Source organism: Streptococcus sp. 22.1, assembly GCF_016648645.1.
Taxonomy (GTDB): Bacteria; Bacillota; Bacilli; order Lactobacillales; family Streptococcaceae; genus Streptococcus.
The window spans coordinates 95,469-115,388 of record NZ_JACLQK010000006.1 but is presented as its reverse complement, the minus strand read 5'-3'; the positions used below and the strand labels follow the sequence as shown (position 1 = coordinate 115,388).

Genomic DNA, 19,920 nt, shown 5'->3' with positions numbered 1-19,920 from the left:
TTAATTGTTTTATCATGAAGTTAAAGAATATTAGTTCGAGAGTGTTGCGATTTTTTAGGACAATCACTGCTACCTTGGCAGTTTTCCTTATAAGTATCAGTATTTCTCTCTATAAGAGCAAGACTTCGCCAGAGATTTGGTTAGCAGTCGGAGCACTAGCTTTAGTAGTCATTTTTGTTAATGGACTGCTCTACTGTATTCTTAAGAAGCGTCCAGATTCAGTAAATCCGTTAACAATACGGCAGTCCTTCCTTGTCTTTCTTGTCATCTCATTGCTAGTGCTTTGTGTAGAGTTTTACACATTACTAACATTCAGTGATACCACAGACCGTATAGTACTAGCCGTATTAATGCTTTTGTTAATCCTCTGTGATTTTCTAGCTTACTTGCAAGTCAAAAGATATTTTAAAAGATAGAAAATATAGTAACTGTTTGTGACATTATTCAATTTACGTTGCATAAAAGTGTTATAATAAGAAAGTGATTAATGAAACATGTGAAAATTAGAGTGAATTTCCAATGTTTGAAGGATAGTCTTCTATCGTATAGACAAAACTTGCAGGGGCTGGGTCTTCAAAAAATGTCATGAAAGGAGGATTACTATTTGAAACAATCACTTATTTCTAGAAAATATATTAAATTTATCGTGCAAGTTATTTTGGCTGTCTGTATTCAATGTGTGATATTATTTTTCTGGCATCAAGAAAGGACATTTTTATTTTACACCTTGTCACTCTATGTTTCTTTATCGCTCTCTGATGATCTTAGTCAGTTGATTTTTAGAAACGATAAGTGATGTATTTGTTTTAAGCAGCATGGAAAGTGACAGATTCGTGTCTTTAGCCATGCTAGATTCAGAATAATAGCCAATCATTCTTTAGATAACGCCCTAGTAGTTTATGTAAATGACTCTAGTAGAAAAGGAATTACTATGGTGATATTACAAAAATTTAGTTCTGCTGTGTTACGTTCGTTACGTTTCCTATCAGCAATCCTAGGAGTAGTCATTTGGAATATAGCTTTAAATGCTCTATCTAGTCAGCATCCAATCTGGATTTGGCTACCATTCGGGACATATAGCCACTTTTTGGGACGCTGGCTTTTAAATGACTATCAGGGTGCTATACTAAAGATGTGATTGAAAAATTAGTTGAAAGAAATAAGGAGGTTTTCTTAATGACAGGACTTAAATGGTTTGCAGGAGGCAAAGAGAGACGAGAACAAGCAGTAGCTATCATCGATGAAGTAATTGAAACGATTGGAGATAAGCCAGATTATGCTGATTTGAAGCAGGTCCTGAACTCCTACCGAACGGAACTTGCAGATTCTCGTTCAGCCACTCCCTATATCTTAAGCAGGATGTCACTGGAAATATCCGAAGTGGTCAGAAAGAACCAGCTAACCTTGTCTCCCTTTATCGAGGAGCGAATGGCAGAGTTGCGAAAATTGCTAGCGATTCGTTATGGCTATTGATGTCATTAGGGAGGATTTCTTGGTTTTAAGGTTGAGTTGTCCATTGAGAAAAGGAAGATGGGGCAAAAAGGTTCTTTTCCAACCTGTTGAGGAGCAGAGAAAGACCCTTAAGTTCTAGTTATGATTATGCCAAGCGGACAAGTGATTGTGATGAAAGGAGAGTGCGATGCCTTATCTTAACCGACTTCGTTCAGGAACGTTACTTTATTTACGACTCATGGTTGTTGCCTTTGGTTTGATATGTGGAAATATTGGTTTAGAATTATTATATAATGGTTCTTCTTTCTTATTTTGGCTGCCTCTGGCATTGCTATCAATCTTTTGCTTGTGTTGCCATTGTTGATTAAGCGAGAGCTTGACCGTCGTCCACTTGAAGAACGACAGTTTACTCTTAAACAAATTTACGCTGGCATGGGCTTGGCACATTTGGCTATTATTTTAGCTGGTATTTATCGTTTGCTGACGGTGAGAGATGCCGAATGGAGCTTAATCATTATTGTTGTGATTGTTTTGGATATTTGTTTACTAGCTTTTCTGACACCTAGAGTGCTTAAAATCATTAAACAAAGTGAACGAGGTTAGAATCGCAGTTTATGATAGACGTGCTTATAAAGATAGCGAGGCTGTAAGTGCTTATCTATGCTTTGGTAACTTTCTAGGTATTGTAAAAACTTTCTGTTTGAGAGAAGTGTGAGGTTTAAGTTTTATGTCAAAAAATCTACGTGCCCTTACGGCCATTGTTTTGTCCCAATTACTTATTGAGTGGATGGGATTCTTTTTAGGTATTCCTCTAAGTAAGATTCTGGTTTTAACAGTACTTAGCAGTCTAGTAGAGATCTTGATGCATCTTTTCCTAAGTAAAAAATCTAAAGTTACTTTGGGTGATAAAGAGATATGGCATCAATACTTTTTATTCGTTAAGAAGACGCTGTGGTTCTCTATTTTATTAGTTGCAATTTTTCTTTTTTATTCGATAATCAAATCTGATAGCTTTATGCTCTATTTTTACTGGCATATCTTTGTATTATTCCATTGTCTTGGATATATCATTTGTTTAAATAACATTAAAATGAATCGTAAAAATTGAAGCCTAAATCTTGTTTATTTCCACACAATCAAAAAATCCCATGAGAGTTCTCATCCTATGGGATTTTTTTGTTATAAAAAGCTAATAAGGCAATGTCATCTGACTTTGGCTTAGGTCCACAGTTAATTCGTAGTCACTATTGTCACGAATGGTGTGCTCAAAGTCTGTGGTATAGAGAACAAGTCGGAGTTTGTCGCCCTTGTTGAGTTTGTAGATGGTTGGTTGCAAATCCAAACCGATAGTCATCCATTCATTTGGAGTGACATCCTCAATGGTGAGGAGGTCTTTACGATTTTGCAGGTTAAGGTGTCCCTTGGTAATGACACGGTATTTTGCCTGCTTGAATGGCAATTCACGTAAGGCTTCTTCCTTGAATAGACGGCCGTTATCTAGATTCATGCGTTTGAGTGCGGGAATAGGTGCGAGATACTTCTTGTCACCGATTTCTAGAACTTGGGCCGAAATGAGACCACGGTTTGTGTTAGACTTAACCTTGAGCTCTAGGTGGACACGACCATTGATTTGGATATCTTGGTCCAGTTCAAAGTCCAAGGTGATGGCGTTGGCTTTGTCTGCAAAGAGGTCATCCTTGAAGCTTTGGTAAGCTTTACCGTATTTGGTGAAGGTTTCCTCTTCATAATGGTTAGCGATGCTAGCTTCAGTCTCACCAAACTGAATGTTTTTACCATTGTCGTGTCCAAAGTTATCGAGGACTTCCCAGGTCTGTTCAGACTGGTTATTTTGCCAGATAACAGTAGGCAGTGTGTAGCCATTCTCCAAACCAAGGAGTTTCTGACAAATCAAGGCGTTCATGCTTTCTCGGAAGTCAATAGACTGCCAAGCATTCATGTAAACGTGGGCACCATTGTGGAAGAAGAGGTGTTTTTCAAGAGTGTCAGGAAGAGCATTGAACATTTGATAGACGTTAATCGGTTTGACGTTCCAGTCTTGGCTACCATGTGTAAAGACAACAGTAGCTTTAACACGGTCTGCGAACTGCACATAGTTACGGTCATGCCAGAACTGGCTATAATCACCATGCTTACGATCAATGGCTGTGCTTAGTTCTTTGAGGTAGGCTTGGTAGTCTTTTTGGTGGCGTAGGTATTCTCCAGCTAATAGGGCACGAGAATAGGTAAATTCAGTCAAGGTGTCGAGATCTTCACCAGGGTATCCTCCAGGACTGACGAGGAGTCCATTTTCACGATAGTAGTCGTACCAAGAAGAAATACCTGCTTCAGCGATGACCATCTCCAAACCGTCGACACCAGTTGTAGCAAGGGCGTTGGACATGGTACCTAAGTATGAAAGTCCGGTAGTAGTCACCTTACCAGATGCCCAATCTGCAGTGATGGTATGCTGTCTACTACGGCTAGTAAAGGCGCGTGCACGACCATTGAGCCAGTCGATGACAGCTTTATAGGCCAGAACCTGTTGATAGTCTCCAGAGGTCATGAAACCTTCTGAGTTGAAGGTACCAACACCGGATACATAGATAGAGGCCACACCACGAGCTAACATGTAATCGTTGAGTGTGTAGGTATCTGTGTGAGCAAAACGCTCCTGAGCTTTTGTGACAGGATTGATAGGCATAAGGTCTGCCTCTGGTACCTTGATTTCAGGTTGTCTAAGAGAGATTTCACCTGCTGGTTTGACGAGCAAGTCTCCCTCCATCTTGTGGGTGAGCTTATCTGAAGCAGGCTCATTAGTCCCTTGTTGATAAGGACTTGCGGTCATCATGGCTGGAACTGGGAAGTCTACATTAGGACGTAAGATAGTCACCTTGACCAAGTCTAACTGCCCGTCTTTATCAGTATCTACAGGTGTTTCGACATAAACCACTTCACGGTGAAGCTGATTAGTGTCAAATGTTGCTAAGCTCTTACCATTAAAGAAGACGTAGTCATTACTTACAGGGATTAAATCCTGAGCTACTAACTGATCAATTAAGGTATTGCCAGACTGTGTGCGTGTCGCCAACAATTGATGCAGGTTGTTAAGACTACCATCAAAAGTGATTGGAAAGGCCATTTTCTCTAGGAAAGCCGCACTGTCTGTAAAGTCCACATTAGGGACAAATCCTAGCAGTTGAAGAGCCACCAAACCAAAGACATCAGCAGTCAAAGAACGGTCTGATTGGAAGAAGGTTAGGAGGTCAGTCTCTGAATCAGCAATCCAATTTTTCAAAGCCAAATCAGTATCTTCAAAGAAAAGGAAGTGCTTGCGAACAAAGGCTTCAAAATTGGCTTTGGCACTAGCATCTAGAGAGACTTCAAAGCCCAAAGAACGGAGTTCCTGACAAGCTATTTCAGGACTAACAGGGATGTAACTAAACTGGTTAAATTTCATATTTAAAAACCTCAAAAATAATACGTAAACATTTCAGAAATATCTTTACATCAGACATTATACTTGATAAAATGATAGATGTCTAAATTATTGTAAAATCGAAAGGAAATAAAGAGACAAATGAATGATTTTCTAAAAGAAGCGTTCACCAGTGAATGGGTTTTGAAATACCTCACTGAGTTTATCGCGACTGCTTTTCTTGTAGCACTTGGTAATGGTGCTGTTGCCAACGTTGAGCTTAAGGGAACAAAAGGTAACAAATCTGGTTGGATTGTAATTGCCTTTGGTTATGGTTTTGGTGTTATGATGCCAGCCCTTATGTTTGGTGATGTTTCTGGTAACCACATCAACCCTGCCTTCACACTTGGACTTGCTGCATCTGGCTTGTTCTCATGGGTAGGTGTTCCTGGATACCTTATTGCACAACTTCTTGGTGCCTTTGTAGGTCAAGCTATCGTGGTTTGGGTTCACCAACCTTACTATGTACAAACTGAGAACCCTAACAATATTCTTGGTACCTTCTCAACGATCTCAGCAGTTGACGATCATGATGATACTCCAGAAAATCGTAATCGTGCATGGGCTAACGGTTTTGCCAATGAGTTTGCAGGTTCATTCCTTCTCTTCTTTGGTGCCCTTGCCTTGACTAACAACTACTTTGGTCACAAATTGGTCTCACAAGCAGTCCAATATGGGTATGATAAAGAAGCTGTAACAGGCCAAATGGCGAATGGATCTCTTGCTGTAGCTCACATCGGTGTTGGTTTCTTGGTTTGTGCCTTGGTTCTATCATTTGGTGGACCTACAGGACCAGCCCTTAACCCAGCCCGTGACTTGATGCCACGTCTTCTTCACCACATCTTGCCAACATCAGTTCTTGGTGAGCACAAAGGTGATTCTAAATGGTGGTATGCTTGGGTTCCAGTTGTAGCTCCAATCCTTGCAGGAATTTTGGCTGTATACTTGTTCAAAGCCCTCTACCTTTAATCAATAACAAAAAATCTGAAGTTAGTGCTTCAGATTTTTTTACGCTAAAAATTTTGAAAGTAGCAAAAAAACTGAGAAAGTTTTCTCAGTTACATAGGAGTAGTTATAACTAGGATTGTAGCACCTAAGGTGAAAAGATTCCATAGGACATGAAGTGAGATAGCAGCTGATAGATTTTCTCTTTTTTGGTAAATCATAGAGAGAGACAAGCCCATTCCAATATAAAGGAGGAGGTGGGCAAGGTTGGTAGGCATATGGAATAGGCAAAAGAGACCAGTACTCACTAAAACAGCAACTGTCGAATAAGGAGCCAGCCAAGAGAAAATCCACTTGCGAAAGAGTAGCTCTTGTAAGAAGGCTGTGGTCATCATGCCAATGGCTACTGGTAGGATAGGCGTTGTCGTAAGAGTTCTTTGAAGTTCTGCATGGTAGTTGGTGTGAGTCAGTAGCATAAGATTGCTCCCAATAACTCCCATCAGAAAAATAAGCACAAAGCCCCAGATAATAGCTTTAGTATCCTTTCGGTCTAGTTTAAAGCGAGTAAGCAAACCTTCATTTTTAGCCCAAAGATAGGTAATGTAAAAAATAATGAGATTGACAGCGATAATTCCCCAGCTTTCAAGGCTAGTGAAGGTCAACCCAGTCTGATTGTTATACGACGTTGTCATACCTAAAGCCAGGTTTGGGATAGCTATCATCAGCAGTAAAAAGAGTCCCTGATAGGTATGTCTAAACGCCAAATGATTGACGAGAGTTTTCATAGTCTCTATTATACTCTAAAATGAGGAAATAGCTAGTCCTAAGGTAAATATAATATAATGATTTTCATAATTTATGTGAAAGAATGTGAAAAAATTACAATCCTGTTTTTTCTTAGGAAAATCCTTGTCACACAGGCTCTTTTCGGATAAAATATAAAAGAATGGAGGTTGTCATGACGCAATCAGGGAATTTTAAGTTTCACACACCAATCTTTCGTGTGAATAACAGACAAGAAAATATTGATTTTTACCAAAATACATTAGGATTTAAGCTTTTGACTGAGGAAAATGCCCTTGCTGTCTTCACAGATTGGACAGACCGTAACTCACTTTTTGTGATTGAGGAGTCACCAGCTTACCGTTGCCGTGCGGTTGAAGGCCCTAAGAAAATTAATAAAGTGGTTATCAAGGTTTCAGATCCACTTGAGATTGAGTACCTTTTGGCGCGTGATGATCACCAAGCCAAGGCTATTTTCCAAGGGGAAAAAGGGTATGCTTTTGAAACAATCTCACCTGAGAATGGTCTTATTTTGATGCATGCCGAAGATGACTTGTCTACTCTCAAGACAGTTGAATACGCAGATGTTGAAGAAAAAGAAGATTTCAAAGGAGTGTCAGACTTTACGGTCGAGTCTTTGACCTTGAACGTTGTTGATACAGCTCAAGCAGCTTTCTTTTACGACAATCTTTTTGGCGAAGAATTGCCTTTGTCTATCCACTTTGAGAAAGCAGAAGGTCCTGACCTCCAAGTGAGTCCAGACCAGACTTGGGATTTGGAAATTCTAGAATTTAAGGTAGCTGAAGACTATGACTTGGTTGCCTTGCATGAGAAACTTGAAAAGGAACAGTTCTCAAGTTATCTAGATACTAAAGAAAGCCTACTCGCACTGACTGATATGAGTAATATTGAGGTTTGGCTAACAAAATAATGACTAATTTTAAACAAACATTGTCAACAATTACAGACTACATCAAGGCTGACATCTTCCCGGGTGCCAGCCTTGCACTTTATGACGGACAAGATTGGCAGGAGCATTATCTAGGAACTCAGGATGGAAATATTCCGGTAGTTCCAGGACTGACCTATGATCTAGCCAGTGTTTCCAAGGTGGTAGGAGTAGGGACCCTCTGTCTTTTCTACTTGCAGATGGGAAAATTGGACTTGGACGAGAAACTATCGACCTATTATCCTGCAGTAGTGGATAAGACGCTAACCCTTCGTCAGCTTCTTTCTCATAGTAGCGGCATTGATCCTTTTATTCCAAACCGTGATGAGTTAGACCAAGCTGGCTTGATTTCTGCTATTAATGCCATCAAAGTTAAGGATGATAAACCTTTCTTGTATACCGATATTAATTTTATTCTCCTAGGCTTGATGCTTGAGAAAGTCTCTGGACAAACACTGGATAAGCTCTTTGACAGCGAGATTTTTCAGCCGTTTGGTATATCTGAAACACGGTTTGGGCCAGTTGAGGTTGCTGTTCCAACTGTTGAGGGAATTCCGGGAGGAACTGTTCACGATCCCAAGGCTCGAGTGCTCAAAGAGCATACAGGTTCAGCAGGCCTCTTTTCAACCCTAAAGGACTTGGAAATCTTTGTTGACCATTATTTGACGGATGATTTTGCTAAAAATCTGACGCAGAATATCAGCCAATCCAATAAGGAACGTAGTGTCGCTTGGGACCTCCAAGGCGATTGGATTCTTCATACTGGTTATACAGGTACCTTTGTGCTTATCAATATCCCAGCTCAACGTGCAGCTATTTTCCTCAGTAATCGTACTTACTACAAGGATGAGAGAGCTCAATGGATTAAAGACAGAGATGTTTTAATTGAGATAATGAAAAAGGAGCTGATTCGTGAAACGGTCGAGTAGACATTCTAAGGAAAGCAAACTTGTCCCTTGTTTTTTGAGTCTCCTCTTTTGTGTGCTTAACGGGAGTAGTATCTTTGTCTGTGGTATGTGTTTTGGGGTGATGGTCGACTTGTTGGCATTTGATAAAGATTCCTTCTATTTAGGTGTTCTTGTATTTTCTTGTATAGTAGTCCCTATAATCGCTTCTTCTTATATCTTGATAAGAGAGATACTATACAAATTGATTCATTGCCTTGGTTATCGTGCCCAACCTGATTTGAAAGTCATTCGTATGAGGAGAGGATTTGATATTCACTTTCCTGTATTTGAAAAGTACAGTCAGGACTATAAGTTACTCTACAAGAAGCGTTCCAAGAAGCTTCAAATAGGGTATTTGCTTATATGTTTAGGATACTTTAGTGGACTTAGCCTTATAATGATTACCTTTACAGTTCTATTGAGAGGACTGTTTGAGCTCCTAGAACTAGAATCAAAACTGTCATCTTCTGAATATAAACAATTTCTTGGTTTTTTGGTCTGCATGGGAGTGTTTGTCCTTCTTTTTAAAGGGCAGAAATACTGGAAAAAGATCGTAGAGACATTAAAGAAAAGAGAATATGTATCAGTTCTTGCTGTCGAGCATGGTTATCCTATATTTGCGACAAAAGAAGAAGCTTAAGCAGTAGGTCAACTGCTTAAGCTTTTTTACTTAGTAAGGATTTTTCAACAGTAATGTGTTGGATACCAGCTTCTTCAAAGATCTTACCGACTTCTTGATAGCCATTGTTGCGGTAGAACTTAAGTGCACCGAGTTGAGCATGGAGAGAAATAGTCTGGAAGCCTTGTTCTTGTGCAAAATCTTCAGCTTCTTTTAGGAGAATGCTCCCCAGACCTTGACCTTGGTAGGCATCGAGTACCGCCATACGTTGGAGCGTAAGCTGAGTCAAGTCTTTATTCGGTAGTAGGCGTACGGTTGCTGCTGCCTTGCCTTTGTCATCATATAGAACAAAGTGGATGCAGTAGGCTTCATTCGCATCAATCTCGATGGAGCGAGGAACACCTTGCCCCTTAACAAAAACAGTGTTTCGGATGGCTACGGCATCGAGGTAAGTTTCTGAGAGTGTATCTCTTGTATGTTTGATAATCATAGGGCAAGTGTAACAAAGTCTATAACTAATTGTCAACGAAAAAAAGCCCGATGCGAGGAGTTATCATCAAGCTTTTTATCTTGCTTTATTCTTTAATTTGTCGACCGTTTGTATCTTGGATAGGGCGGTTATTTTCAAATCCAAGGGTTTGGGTGAATTTTTCCACTTGTTCCTTGCTAACGGTTTCTTGATTCTTGAAGACAATCCAGTTAACACCCTCAGTACATGGCGGTGTTGTCAAGGAACCTTCGAAGTTGTAGTAGTCCTTGTCTTCAGGATAGAAATCATATAGTGAGATAGCCTGAGGAAGCTCAGTTTCTGTATTGGCCGCCTGAGGCATTTTATCCCATATTTGTTTTAAGGCTTGATTTTCATCGCCATAATTATAGAGAACCGAGACAACTGTGATTTTCCCATTATCTGTCTTATAGACGAAGTGCCCCTCTAGAGGATAAGTATGACCATCAATTTCATTCTCACTAGGTGCGTGAAAATGGAACTGCTGTAATTTATAGACATCATCACCAATCGTTAGGGTATTCTTTGGATTTTTAAAGCTGACTTCAATCGTATGCCCGTTATTTTCAACTTGAGCTTCTGATTCTTGATTATTAAGGTTTAGTTCTGGAAGATCAACGTCCTCAGCACCGGTGATATTGATCGGAGATTGTTCTTTACCATTTTTGCTGAGTTCATAATCTTTAGAAAGGTCACCCCAATGGTCTGGACCAGTAGAGCCAGTATAACCCCATTGAACGTCCTTGGACTTTGAGTTTTTGGTTTTTGTCTCGGATTGGCAGGCTACGAGTAGGACTGTACTTGCTACGAGAGCTACTAATCCAATTAGCTTAAAACTTTTCTTATTCATCTTTCTTCCTTGTACTCTTTTATTTTATTGTCATACTAGTTGACCTGTTATTTGTAAACTAGCAGTTAGACAGTGATAGAGTGTCATTTCTCTGAGGTGCTTCTGAGAGTGAAGTGTTTGGAGAAACCAAACGGAAACGCTTTTATTTTATAGCTTATCTTATAAAAAGTCAAATGTAAATGATAGTAGTTTTAGAAAAATGTAATGAAAACTAGTTTTTTGCAAAAATAAAAGAACCCGCTATTGCGAGCTCTTTATTTGTTTTATCCCAAAGCGTCGTCCATTGAAAGAACTTCGTGGAAGACACGTTGTGTCAATTCAGTTTTTTGTTCTGGAGTGAGGTATTTAGTGTTTACACAGTATCCAGAGATACGTACGATAACATCTTCACCGCTCATAATCTTTTCGTAAACGTCTGACAAGTCCATAACGTTCAAGTTAACGTGTTGTCCACCGTTTTCGAAGTATCCGTCAAGGATAGTTACGAGGTTGTCAACTTGTTCGTCGTGAGTCTTACCAAGAGCACGAGGTGATACTTGAGTTGTCAATGAGATACCATCAGCTGCGTAACCGAAGTCAAGGCTTGCAAGTGAGTTCAAGTTTTGCAACCATCCACCTTTAGCTTTGTTAGATGGGTTAGCACCTGGTGAGAAGAATTCCAATTTAGACAAGTTCACTGAACCATCTTCGTTGAGGTATACCCCTTTGTGAACTGGAGAGTTACCAGTTTGTTTAGAGTAAGCAACGTTAGAAGTGATTGTAAGAAGTGAAACTGTAGCTTCTGCATCTTTGTAGAGTTTGTGGCTACGAAGACGAGTAGTGTAAGCTTCGATCAACCATTCTGCCAATTCGTTTGAACGTGGGTCATCTTCACCCCAACGTGGGTATTCACCGATTGTTTCGTAGTCGTAGATGTAGCCATCTTCGTCACGGATTGGTTTAACTGTAGCGTATTTGATTGCTGACAATGTATCGACAGTATTTGCGAAACCACAGATACCGAATCCCATGTTAGCACGTTGTTTAGTTGGCAAGAAGGCCATTTGAACAGCTTCGTAGTTGTACTTATCAGTCATGTAGTGGATGATGTTAAGAGCATCTACGTAAGTGTCAGTCAACCAGTCAAGAGATTTTTCGAAGTTAGCTTTAACAGTGTCAAAGTCAAGAACTTCGTCACGAACTGGTTCGATGTCAAATACTTTATAGTCTTTATGAACATCGTCGTAACCACCGTTCAAACCAGTAAGAAGGGCTTTAAGCACGTTAACACGAGCACCGAAGTATTGGATGTTGTGACGTTGTTCTTCGTTTTCTGGGTCAAGTGGTGATACACAACATGAGATACAGCTCATTTCACCGTATCCGTCTTTAGCCATAGTAGTCACACCTTCGTATTGGATAGAAGAGTGTTTGTGGCTCATGTGCATACAGTAGCGACGGAATGAGTAAGGCAATTTGTCAGTCCAAAGAACTGTCAAGTTTGGTTCTGGAGAGTTACCGATATTGTCAAGAGTGTTCAAGAAACGGTAGTCCATCTTAGTAACACGGTGACGTCCGTCAGCACCCATACCAGCCATAGAAGTTGTGATGAATGTTGGGTCACCTGAGTACAATTGGTCGTAAGCTTTTGTACGAGCAAACTTAACTGTACGAAGTTTCATAACGAAATCATCAACGAATTCTTGGATTTCTGATTCAGTGTAAGTACCACGAGCAAGGTCACGTTCTGCATAGATATCAAGAACGATTGGCACACGTCCAAGAGATGTAGCGGCACCGTTGATCACACGACATACTGCCATGAAGGCGATGTTTGTCCATTGGATAGCTTCTTTAGTATCGAAGGCTGGGCGACGAACATCTACACCGTAAAGGTCACCAAGGCGAACAACGTCTTGAAGTGCTTGGTATTGAAGGTTAACTTCTTCACGAAGACGGATAGTTTCTTCGTCGATTTCTTTGATAGCATTCCAGTCGTTAACTTTTTCTTGCATCAAGTAGTCAGCACCGTAAAGGGCAAGACGAGCATAAACCCCGATGATACGTCCACGTGAGTAAGCATCTGGAAGACCAGTAACTGTGTGAGCGTGACGTGCACGACGGATGTTTGAAGTGTAAGCACGGAAGATACCATCGTTAACTGTAGTTACGTATTTTGTGAAAATTTCGTGTACAGCTGGATCTGGTTCATAACCGTGTTCTTTCAAAGCAGTTTCCGCCATACGGATACCACCTTTAGGCATGAAGTTCAATTTGAAGAGCTCATCATTTTGGATACCATAGATAAGTTCATCTTCTTTTGAAATGTATCCTGCGTCAATGTCAGCGATTGAAGTTGGACGAGTATCCATTGGGAAGCGTCCTTCAGCTTCATAGCCTGCTTTAGTTTCATCTACGATTTTTTTAATTTTTAGAGAGCGTTCAGTTGGTCCTGCAAGGAAGCTTTCATCACCATCATAAGGTGTGTAGTTTGCTTGAACGAAACGTGAAACGCTAGCTTTTTCTTTCCAGTCAGTTCCTTTAAAGCCTTCCCACGCTTTTTCAAAAACATCTGTGTTAGTTTTAACCGTTGCCATAGTTTGGATCTCCTATAATTCTAGTAACAAAATCATCTGTTACATTCTCTAGAAGTATTCTATCACACAGTAACCGCTTACACAACTTTAAAACTGTGTTTTTAGAGACATTCTTTTATAATACAGTTTTGAAAACGACAAATCTGTATTATAAATTTCTGTTTTTTGGTAGATTTTGGTATCATAAGGGGAGAATGCTTTGTAGTCCCAAAGTTTTATGTGAAAAGCTTTACAATGAGATAAATCTGAGAAAGGAGGCAGGGAGCCATGTTAGAGTTTCCTCTAATAAATGATATCAGTCGGAAAATCATCCATATTGACATGGACGCCTTTTTTGCTCAGGTCGAGATGAGGGATGACCCCAGTCTTAAGGACAAACCGGTTATTATCGGTCACGATCCTAGAAAAACAGGGGGACGTGGTGTGGTATCAACCTGTAATTACGAGGCTAGAAAATATGGTGTCCATTCAGCCATGTCTTCTAAGGAAGCCTATGAACGTTGTCCAAATGCTGTCTTTATCTCAGGAAATTATAGTCATTACCGAGAGGTAGGAATGCAGATTCGTGAGATTTTTAAACGCTATACCGACTTGGTAGAACCTATGTCTATCGACGAAGCCTATCTTGATGTGACGCTAAATAAACTTGGTATCAAATCGGCGGTTAAGGTAGCCAAACTTATCCAGTATGATATCTGGCAGGAACTTCACCTGACTTGTTCAGCAGGCGTTTCCTACAATAAATTTATCGCCAAACTAGCTTCTGATTTTCAAAAGCCTGCTGGTTTGACGGTGGTGCTCCCAGAGGAGGCTCAGGAATTTTTGGAAAAGCTACCTATTGAAAAGTTTCATGGGGTGGGTAAAAAGTCAGTTGAACGTCTTCATGACATGGAAATATACACCGGTGCCGATCTTCTGAAGATTCCTGAGATGACGCTGATTGATCGTTTTGGACGTTTTGGATTTGATCTCTTCCGAAAGGCTAGAGGGATTTCCAATAGTCCTGTTAGGCCCAATCGTGTCCGTAAATCTATCGGAAGTGAGCGAACCTACGGCAAGCTTCTTTATAATGAAGATGACATCAAGGCTGAGTTGACTAAGAATGCTAGGCGGGTAGCTGAAAGTGCTCAGAAAACTAAAAAAGTCGGTCGAATTATTGTCATCAAAGTCCGTTATTCGGATTTCTCAACCTTAACCAAGCGTATGACCTTGGACAAATCGACCCAGGATTTCGACACCATCGAAAGGATTGCTCATACCATTTTTGATCAACTGGAGGAAAATAGCAGTGGTGTTCGTCTCTTAGGTGTTACTCTGACAGGTTTGGAAGACCAAGAGGGCAGGCAGTTAGATTTGGATGATTTGGAGTCATGATATAAAAACAATATAATAGGTAGAGTTTTGCTTCATACCCTGAAAAGTGACCTTGAAGAATCATCAGACCTATGCTATCTTAAATAGTAACCAATAGAAATGAGGGAATAATCTTAATGAAAAAAGTTTTTACTTATCTGGGCTTGATTTTAGCAACCTGCTTGGTTCTTGTAGCCTGTGCTTCCAATAAACCAGCTGAGAAGAAAAAGGCGACACCAACTCCGACAGAACGTGCCAAGGCTGATGCGACAGTTTTAATTGATACCATGCTTGGAAAATCTAGTAACGGTTTTTCAAAACTCTACGGTGAAAATTACGAAACCTGGACTGAAACGAATGTCTTTGAAAAACAGGTTGCAGACACTATTGAAGAGAAGGGGTATACACCGGAAGAAAAGTATACGTTTAAATACATTGAAGGCTATGATGCCAAGACTCCAACTCAAGTACTTTCTAAGTTCCTTAAGGTCCGTCGTAATATGATTGGTAAGATTCAGGACTATAAGCTGAAGGATGTCAAAGTTAAGGGAAATGATGCGACAGTTACCTTTACTTCACGTTCTGTTAGTGCCTATGGAGCTGCAGCTGCTGTTCGTACTCTCCTTATGAGTCTCTATGACAACGACATAGACAAGTTGAAACAATGGAATCAAGCTGATAACAACGATGTGGAAAAAGGTAAGGCCAAAGATCTCACAACGAAATTCCTTTATGGTGAAAACTTTAACGGTGATTTGACGCAATTTAAGGACATTGATAAAGAAATATCCTATACACCTTTGACAGGTGCTGATAATCTGGAAAAGACCTTCAAGCTTACCAAAGATGATGGTGGAAACTGGACTATTTCTGTAGAAGATTATAAAGAGCTTGCCGAAGCCTTGGTCGACCATGATGAATCAGGAAGCAGAGCCGTTTACGCCGAACGCATCCATAAGAATTTGTCAGACTATCAACCTGAAGATAGTAGCGACTCAAGCAGTAAGTCATCATATAAGGATAAGTAGTGTTTTAGCAAAGATTGATTTTATCTATCACCGCCCCCAGCCCCTGGCTGGGGTTTTCTAATACCCAAATCCTAATAATTTTGTCCCTCTCATAATGTCATGAAAGCTTATTTTCCATGGTATAATGGATATTGTAGTCTGTATTCAGAATATTTCGATAAATGATTTGTCGAGTATTTTGGAAAGAATAGGTTGTGACGGTGAACTCTCATATATAGGGTATAGAGTTAGCCACATTATTTATTTTACGTGAAAGAAGCTAAGAAGTATTTGGAGGAATTGGATTGATAGTGACAGATGTCCATGATTAATGCTAGGAGATAAAATGCTAAAAACTTTGACTAATAAGATTTCAAACATGACAGGTGCTGAGATTTTACGTTTTAAAAAGAGAGAAAAGAATCACTTTCTTATTTCTATTATCTTGATAATGGCTGTGTATGTTTACGGTGGGGTTAGCAATAACCCTTTGATATATTGGTCCGCTTTTATAGTAATGGTTGTGTTGGTATTGTTGCATGTGCTTCGACTTGCTTTTATTGAAAAGGGAGTAAGGAATATTCTTTGTGAACATATTGATTTGGACAGGTATCAAAATATATTTGAACATTACTCGGCTTATGGTCAAAACAGGGCACGTAGGAGTAAATCATCACAAGCGTTTTATTTTATTAATATGGCACAGATTTACTATTTGCGGGGCGACTTTGAAGAGTCCTTAAAAATGTTAGGTGAGTTTAAACCGACAGATTTTAATAGCATACAAACACAATCCATTGCAAGGTACTATTATCTAGAATTTTTAAATAAAGTCTTTAACAGAGATAGCTATGACTTGCAACACTATGTCAGTGTCCTATCGACCATTCCTACAAAATTTCAGAACCAAAAAGAACTGATTTCCCAACAAGTAAATGTGATTAAGATGATTGATAGTATAGTAACCGAGAAAATTCCGATTACTATTTCTGTTGAATCTGGAAACAATCATCTTGAACAGGTGGAACTTTGTTACTACAAGGCGCTAAACTATCTCAACCAAAACCAACCCGAAGAAGCTAAATCCTGCTTTCAAGAAATCGTCAACGAAAATCCGGATTTGTTTTACGTGAAAGAGGCTAAGAAGTATTTGGAGGAATTAGTATGATTAAAGCAACAGAGACACAAGAACGTCAACACTTGCCTATTGGTAGTGTTGTTCGAGTCCATGGCAATGACAACAATATGATGATTACCAGTCTGTTTCCAGTAACAGAAAAAGGTGGTGAACAGGGCTACTTTGATTTTGGAGCAGTCCTTCTACCTCTTGGTGCTGTTACTAGGGATTTAATGTTCTTTAACAAAGAAGACATCGACCAGATTATTTATCTAGGCTATGTGGATGTGCATTTCCAAGAACTCATCGCAAATTATGATGAGCTTGTTGATAAGATTGAATATCCAAAATTTACAGTGCAGGAGTTCAAAGAAATGGATGACCAAAATCCTTTCAAAAAGAACTAAGTAAGAATTCAATAGAGTGAACCAACCCGAAAAGTTAGGTTTTTAGAGTTGTCACATGAGTGGCAGCTCTTTTCTATCTTGTTACTTCTACCCTCACCCCTATAACCATTTTCTATCACCACTTAGGATTTTATTATTAGACGAGTTGGGATGAAGATGGTAAACTGTTATCACTAACTATTAATGAAAGTATCGAGGAATATAGATATGAAAAAATGGCTTGCAGGTTTAGGAATTCTTGGCTTGTCGGTTTTGACTTTGGCTGCTTGTGGAAACAAGAGTGACGGTAAGGCATCTGGTGAGAAACAGACGATTACAGTTGCGACAGACTCTGATACGGCGCCTTTCACTTTCAAAAAAGGTGATGACTTCAAGGGTTATGATATTGATTTGGTCAAGGCTATTTTCAAAGATTCAGACAAGTATGAGGTTAAGTTTGTGACGACACCTTTTGATTCCATCTTGACAGGGGTGGATTCTGGACGTTATCAGATTGCGGCTAATGATTTCAACTACAATGAAGAACGTGCACAGAAATATGGTTTCTCAGATCCGATTTCACGTTCTAACTATGCCATCACTAGTGCTGAGGGGACCAAGTATACCAGCCTAGACGATTTGTCTGGTAAGACGACAGAAGTACTTCCTGGCTCTAACTATGCTCAGTTGCTTGAAAATTGGAACCATGCCAATGCGGACAAGACACCAATTACAATCAACTACGCTTCTAGCTCAACTGGTCTTTCAACACGTGTTCAACATATTCAAGAAGGAAAAATTGACTTTATCCTTTACGATGCCATTTCGTCTGAGTACATTGTCAAAGATCAAGGCTATAAGTTGGCTGTAAACAAGATTAAAGACGATATCGGTATGAAGACTGATGGTCTTGAATATCTTCTTTTCTCAAATGATAAGCAAGGTAAGGAACTCAAGACTTTTGTCAATAAACGTATCAAAGAGCTTAAGAAGGATGGAACCCTTGCCAAACTCAGCAAGGAATACTTCGGTGGCGATTACGTCAGTGATTTGAAATAAGACTGTTAAAAGTTGAGACTGCTGTCTCAGCTTTTTGACGTTAATAAAGCTGAATTATCAGTGATATGATTTCCTTATCACTTTGATAAGAAAAGACTATTTCACAGACTTTCTGAGTCGTGCTAAAATGAATATTATAAAATTTATGATAAGATATTTGAACGGTTAGCACTAGGCTAACCGACTTTTTTAGAAAGAAAGGGCGACATTGTGAAAAAGAGTATAGAAGCATTTAATCGGTCACCTTGGTATCTCCAAGTTATCCTTGGCTTGGTTGGTTTGGCAGTAGCTGTTGCTTTAGCCATTCCCTTATCATGGCTAGTGGAAATCCTTTGGGGCTATGTTTTGCAACTGGTTACGGTTGTCTTCAAATGGATTTCATCTTGGATGCCAGCTGGTAAGCTCTTCTCATGGAAGGCTGTCTTCGATGCTGTTCCTAAGATTGTGGAACGCCTGCCTTTAACTTTGGGATTGACTATTGCAGGTGCCTTCTTCGGTTTGATTTTGGCCCTTGTCTTTGCGGTTGTTAAAATCAATCGAGTACGTATCCTTTATCCAATTCAAGCCGTTTTTGTGAGCTTCTTGCGTGGGACACCAATCCTTGTACAACTCATGTTGACTTACTATGGTATTCCACTCTTCCTTCGTTACTTGAATGGTGAGTTCGGCTTAGATTGGAACATTAATGAGATTCCACCAGCTATCTTCGCTATTACAGCCTTTGCCTTTAATGAAGCAGCTTACATGAGTGAGACCATCCGTGCAGCGATTCAGGCCGTTGACGCTGGGGAAATCGAAGCTGCCCGTTCTCTTGGGATGACATCAGCACAAGTTTACCGTCGTGTCATCATTCCAAATGCGGCAGTTATTGCGACACCAAGTTTGATTAACAGTTTGATTGGTTTGACTAAGGGAACATCACTTGCCTTTAGTGCAGGTATCGTCGAAATGTATGCACAGGCTCAAATCTTGGGTGGTGCCGACTACCGTTACTTTGAACGTTATATCTCAGTTGCCCTTGTATACTGGGCAATCTCAATCTTGATTGAGTACATTGGTCGTTCGGTTGAAAATCATATGGCCATTAAGGCTCCTGAAGCGACTGACATTTCTGGAATTGGAGGTGACCGCTAATGATTAGTATCAAAAATTTGACCAAGGAATTTTCAGGACAAAAGGTTCTCGATGGCATTGATATTGACATTGAAAAGGGTGAAGTTGTGGCTCTTGTTGGTGCCTCTGGTGCAGGGAAGTCGACTATTCTTCGTAGCTTAAACTATTTGGAACAGCCTGATTCTGGTACTATTACCATTGACGATTTCAAGGTAGATTTCGAAACAATTACCAAAGAGCAAATCCTTACTCTTCGTCGTAAGTTGTCCATGGTGTTCCAACAGTTTAACCTCTTTGAACGTCGTACAGCCTTGGATAATGTTAAGGAAGGTCTCAAGATTGTTAAGAAACTTTCTGACGACGAAGCTACCAAGATTGCGAAAGAAGAGCTCGCTAAGGTTGGGCTTTCTAATCGTGAAAATCACTACCCACGTCACTTGTCAGGTGGTCAAAAGCAACGTGTGGCCTTGGCTCGTGCCCTTGCAATGAAGCCTGATGTGCTCTTGCTTGACGAACCAACATCTGCCCTTGACCCTGAGTTGGTTGGTGAGGTTGAAAAATCAATCGCTGATGCGGCTAAGTCAGGTCAGACCATGGTTTTGGTTAGTCACGACATGAACTTTGTTTATCAAGTGGCTGACAAGGTGCTTTTCCTTGAAAAAGGTCATATCCTTGAACAAGGAACACCCGATGAAATCTTTAACCATCCAAAAGAAGAACGAACAAAAGAATTTTTCGCTTCTTATTCAAAACAATATCTTTAAGATGGGATTTTTGTTAC

19 protein-coding genes are annotated in these 19,920 nt (G+C 39.9%); 14 read left to right on the top strand and 5 right to left on the bottom strand.

Annotation, left to right across the window (positions count from 1 at the left end; genetic code table 11):
- Window positions 1-14: 14 nt before the first annotated feature.
- From H7U04_RS11535 to H7U04_RS04675, 3 genes are all read left to right on the top strand, one after another.
- On the top strand, window positions 15-416 hold the full coding sequence (locus H7U04_RS11535; protein ID WP_156685228.1) for a hypothetical protein: 402 nt from the start codon (window positions 15-17) through the stop codon (window positions 414-416).
- A 760-nt stretch (window positions 417-1,176) separates the two neighbouring features.
- Complete coding sequence (locus H7U04_RS04680; RefSeq protein ID WP_073686168.1) at window positions 1,177-1,473, top strand: bacteriocin immunity protein; 297 nt, start codon at window positions 1,177-1,179, stop codon at window positions 1,471-1,473.
- A gap of 291 nt (window positions 1,474-1,764) precedes the next feature.
- On the top strand, window positions 1,765-2,055 hold the full coding sequence (locus H7U04_RS04675; protein WP_073686167.1) for a hypothetical protein: 291 nt from the start codon (window positions 1,765-1,767) through the stop codon (window positions 2,053-2,055).
- Between the two features lie 586 nt (window positions 2,056-2,641).
- On the opposite strand, the gene H7U04_RS04670 is transcribed toward H7U04_RS04675, so the two are convergent.
- The gene (locus H7U04_RS04670) at window positions 2,642-4,909 is read right to left on the bottom strand and encodes a Xaa-Pro dipeptidyl-peptidase (RefSeq protein WP_110981245.1); all 2,268 of its coding nucleotides are present in this window, start codon (window positions 4,907-4,909) and stop codon (window positions 2,642-2,644) included.
- 120 nt (window positions 4,910-5,029) lie between these two features.
- Between H7U04_RS04670 and gla the strand changes: the two genes are divergently transcribed.
- Window positions 5,030-5,896, top strand: coding sequence for an aquaglyceroporin Gla (gla, locus tag H7U04_RS04665; protein WP_037602504.1), 867 nt, complete (start codon window positions 5,030-5,032; stop codon window positions 5,894-5,896).
- A gap of 89 nt (window positions 5,897-5,985) precedes the next feature.
- Here gla and H7U04_RS04660 read toward each other — a convergent pair whose 3' ends face one another.
- On the bottom strand, window positions 5,986-6,657 hold the full coding sequence (locus H7U04_RS04660; RefSeq protein WP_081371120.1) for a CPBP family intramembrane glutamic endopeptidase: 672 nt from the start codon (window positions 6,655-6,657) through the stop codon (window positions 5,986-5,988).
- Between the two features lie 173 nt (window positions 6,658-6,830).
- Here H7U04_RS04660 and H7U04_RS04655 point away from each other — a divergent pair, with 173 nt between their 5' ends.
- Genes H7U04_RS04655 through H7U04_RS04645 form a run of 3 tightly spaced genes read left to right on the top strand, consistent with a single transcriptional unit; the run spans window position 6,831 to window position 9,191 of the window.
- Window positions 6,831-7,586 (top strand): CppA family protein, encoded by a 756-nt coding sequence (locus H7U04_RS04655; protein WP_022495893.1) that lies wholly within the window; start codon window positions 6,831-6,833, stop codon window positions 7,584-7,586.
- Window positions 7,586-8,533: a serine hydrolase domain-containing protein gene (locus H7U04_RS04650; protein WP_110981246.1), complete on the top strand. Its 948-nt coding sequence runs from the start codon at window positions 7,586-7,588 to the stop codon at window positions 8,531-8,533. Before H7U04_RS04655 ends, H7U04_RS04650 begins: the two co-directional genes overlap by 1 nt.
- Entirely contained in the window at window positions 8,517-9,191 is a 675-nt protein-coding gene (locus H7U04_RS04645) for a hypothetical protein (protein WP_110981247.1), read from the top strand. Before H7U04_RS04650 ends, H7U04_RS04645 begins: the two co-directional genes overlap by 17 nt.
- A 16-nt stretch (window positions 9,192-9,207) precedes the next feature.
- Here H7U04_RS04645 and H7U04_RS04640 read toward each other — a convergent pair whose 3' ends face one another.
- The 3 genes from H7U04_RS04640 to pflB form a co-directional block, all read right to left on the bottom strand.
- A complete protein-coding gene (locus tag H7U04_RS04640; RefSeq protein WP_037611921.1) occupies window positions 9,208-9,660 on the bottom strand; it encodes a GNAT family N-acetyltransferase in 453 nt (150 codons plus the stop codon).
- An 85-nt stretch (window positions 9,661-9,745) separates the two neighbouring features.
- The gene (locus H7U04_RS04635; RefSeq protein ID WP_110981248.1) at window positions 9,746-10,528 is read right to left on the bottom strand and encodes a carbonic anhydrase; all 783 of its coding nucleotides are present in this window, start codon (window positions 10,526-10,528) and stop codon (window positions 9,746-9,748) included.
- Window positions 10,529-10,791: 263 nt separating this feature from the next.
- The gene (gene pflB, locus H7U04_RS04630; protein ID WP_049553862.1) at window positions 10,792-13,104 is read right to left on the bottom strand and encodes a formate C-acetyltransferase; all 2,313 of its coding nucleotides are present in this window, start codon (window positions 13,102-13,104) and stop codon (window positions 10,792-10,794) included.
- Window positions 13,105-13,371: 267 nt separating this feature from the next.
- On the opposite strand from pflB, the gene dinB reads away from it, so the two are divergent.
- The 7 genes from dinB (at window position 13,372) to H7U04_RS04595 (ending at window position 19,903) form a co-directional block, all read left to right on the top strand.
- The gene (dinB, locus tag H7U04_RS04625) at window positions 13,372-14,478 is read left to right on the top strand and encodes a DNA polymerase IV (protein ID WP_110981249.1); all 1,107 of its coding nucleotides are present in this window, start codon (window positions 13,372-13,374) and stop codon (window positions 14,476-14,478) included.
- Window positions 14,479-14,594: 116 nt separating this feature from the next.
- Entirely contained in the window at window positions 14,595-15,485 is an 891-nt protein-coding gene (locus H7U04_RS04620) for a peptidase (RefSeq protein WP_073689435.1), read from the top strand.
- Window positions 15,486-15,810: 325 nt separating this feature from the next.
- Complete coding sequence (locus tag H7U04_RS04615) at window positions 15,811-16,632, top strand: tetratricopeptide repeat protein (protein ID WP_173014517.1); 822 nt, start codon at window positions 15,811-15,813, stop codon at window positions 16,630-16,632.
- A complete protein-coding gene (locus H7U04_RS04610; protein ID WP_002891708.1) occupies window positions 16,629-16,988 on the top strand; it encodes a DUF4176 domain-containing protein in 360 nt (119 codons plus the stop codon). Before H7U04_RS04615 ends, H7U04_RS04610 begins: the two co-directional genes overlap by 4 nt.
- Before the next feature lie 207 nt (window positions 16,989-17,195).
- Window positions 17,196-18,026, top strand: coding sequence for a transporter substrate-binding domain-containing protein (locus H7U04_RS04605; protein WP_021143679.1), 831 nt, complete (start codon window positions 17,196-17,198; stop codon window positions 18,024-18,026).
- A 387-nt stretch (window positions 18,027-18,413) separates the two neighbouring features.
- Complete coding sequence (locus H7U04_RS04600) at window positions 18,414-19,160, top strand: amino acid ABC transporter permease (RefSeq protein ID WP_095559509.1); 747 nt, start codon at window positions 18,414-18,416, stop codon at window positions 19,158-19,160.
- Window positions 19,160-19,903, top strand: coding sequence for an amino acid ABC transporter ATP-binding protein (locus H7U04_RS04595; protein WP_073689505.1), 744 nt, complete (start codon window positions 19,160-19,162; stop codon window positions 19,901-19,903). The genes H7U04_RS04600 and H7U04_RS04595 overlap by 1 nt, the downstream gene beginning before the upstream one ends.
- Window positions 19,904-19,920: the final 17 nt, after the last annotated feature.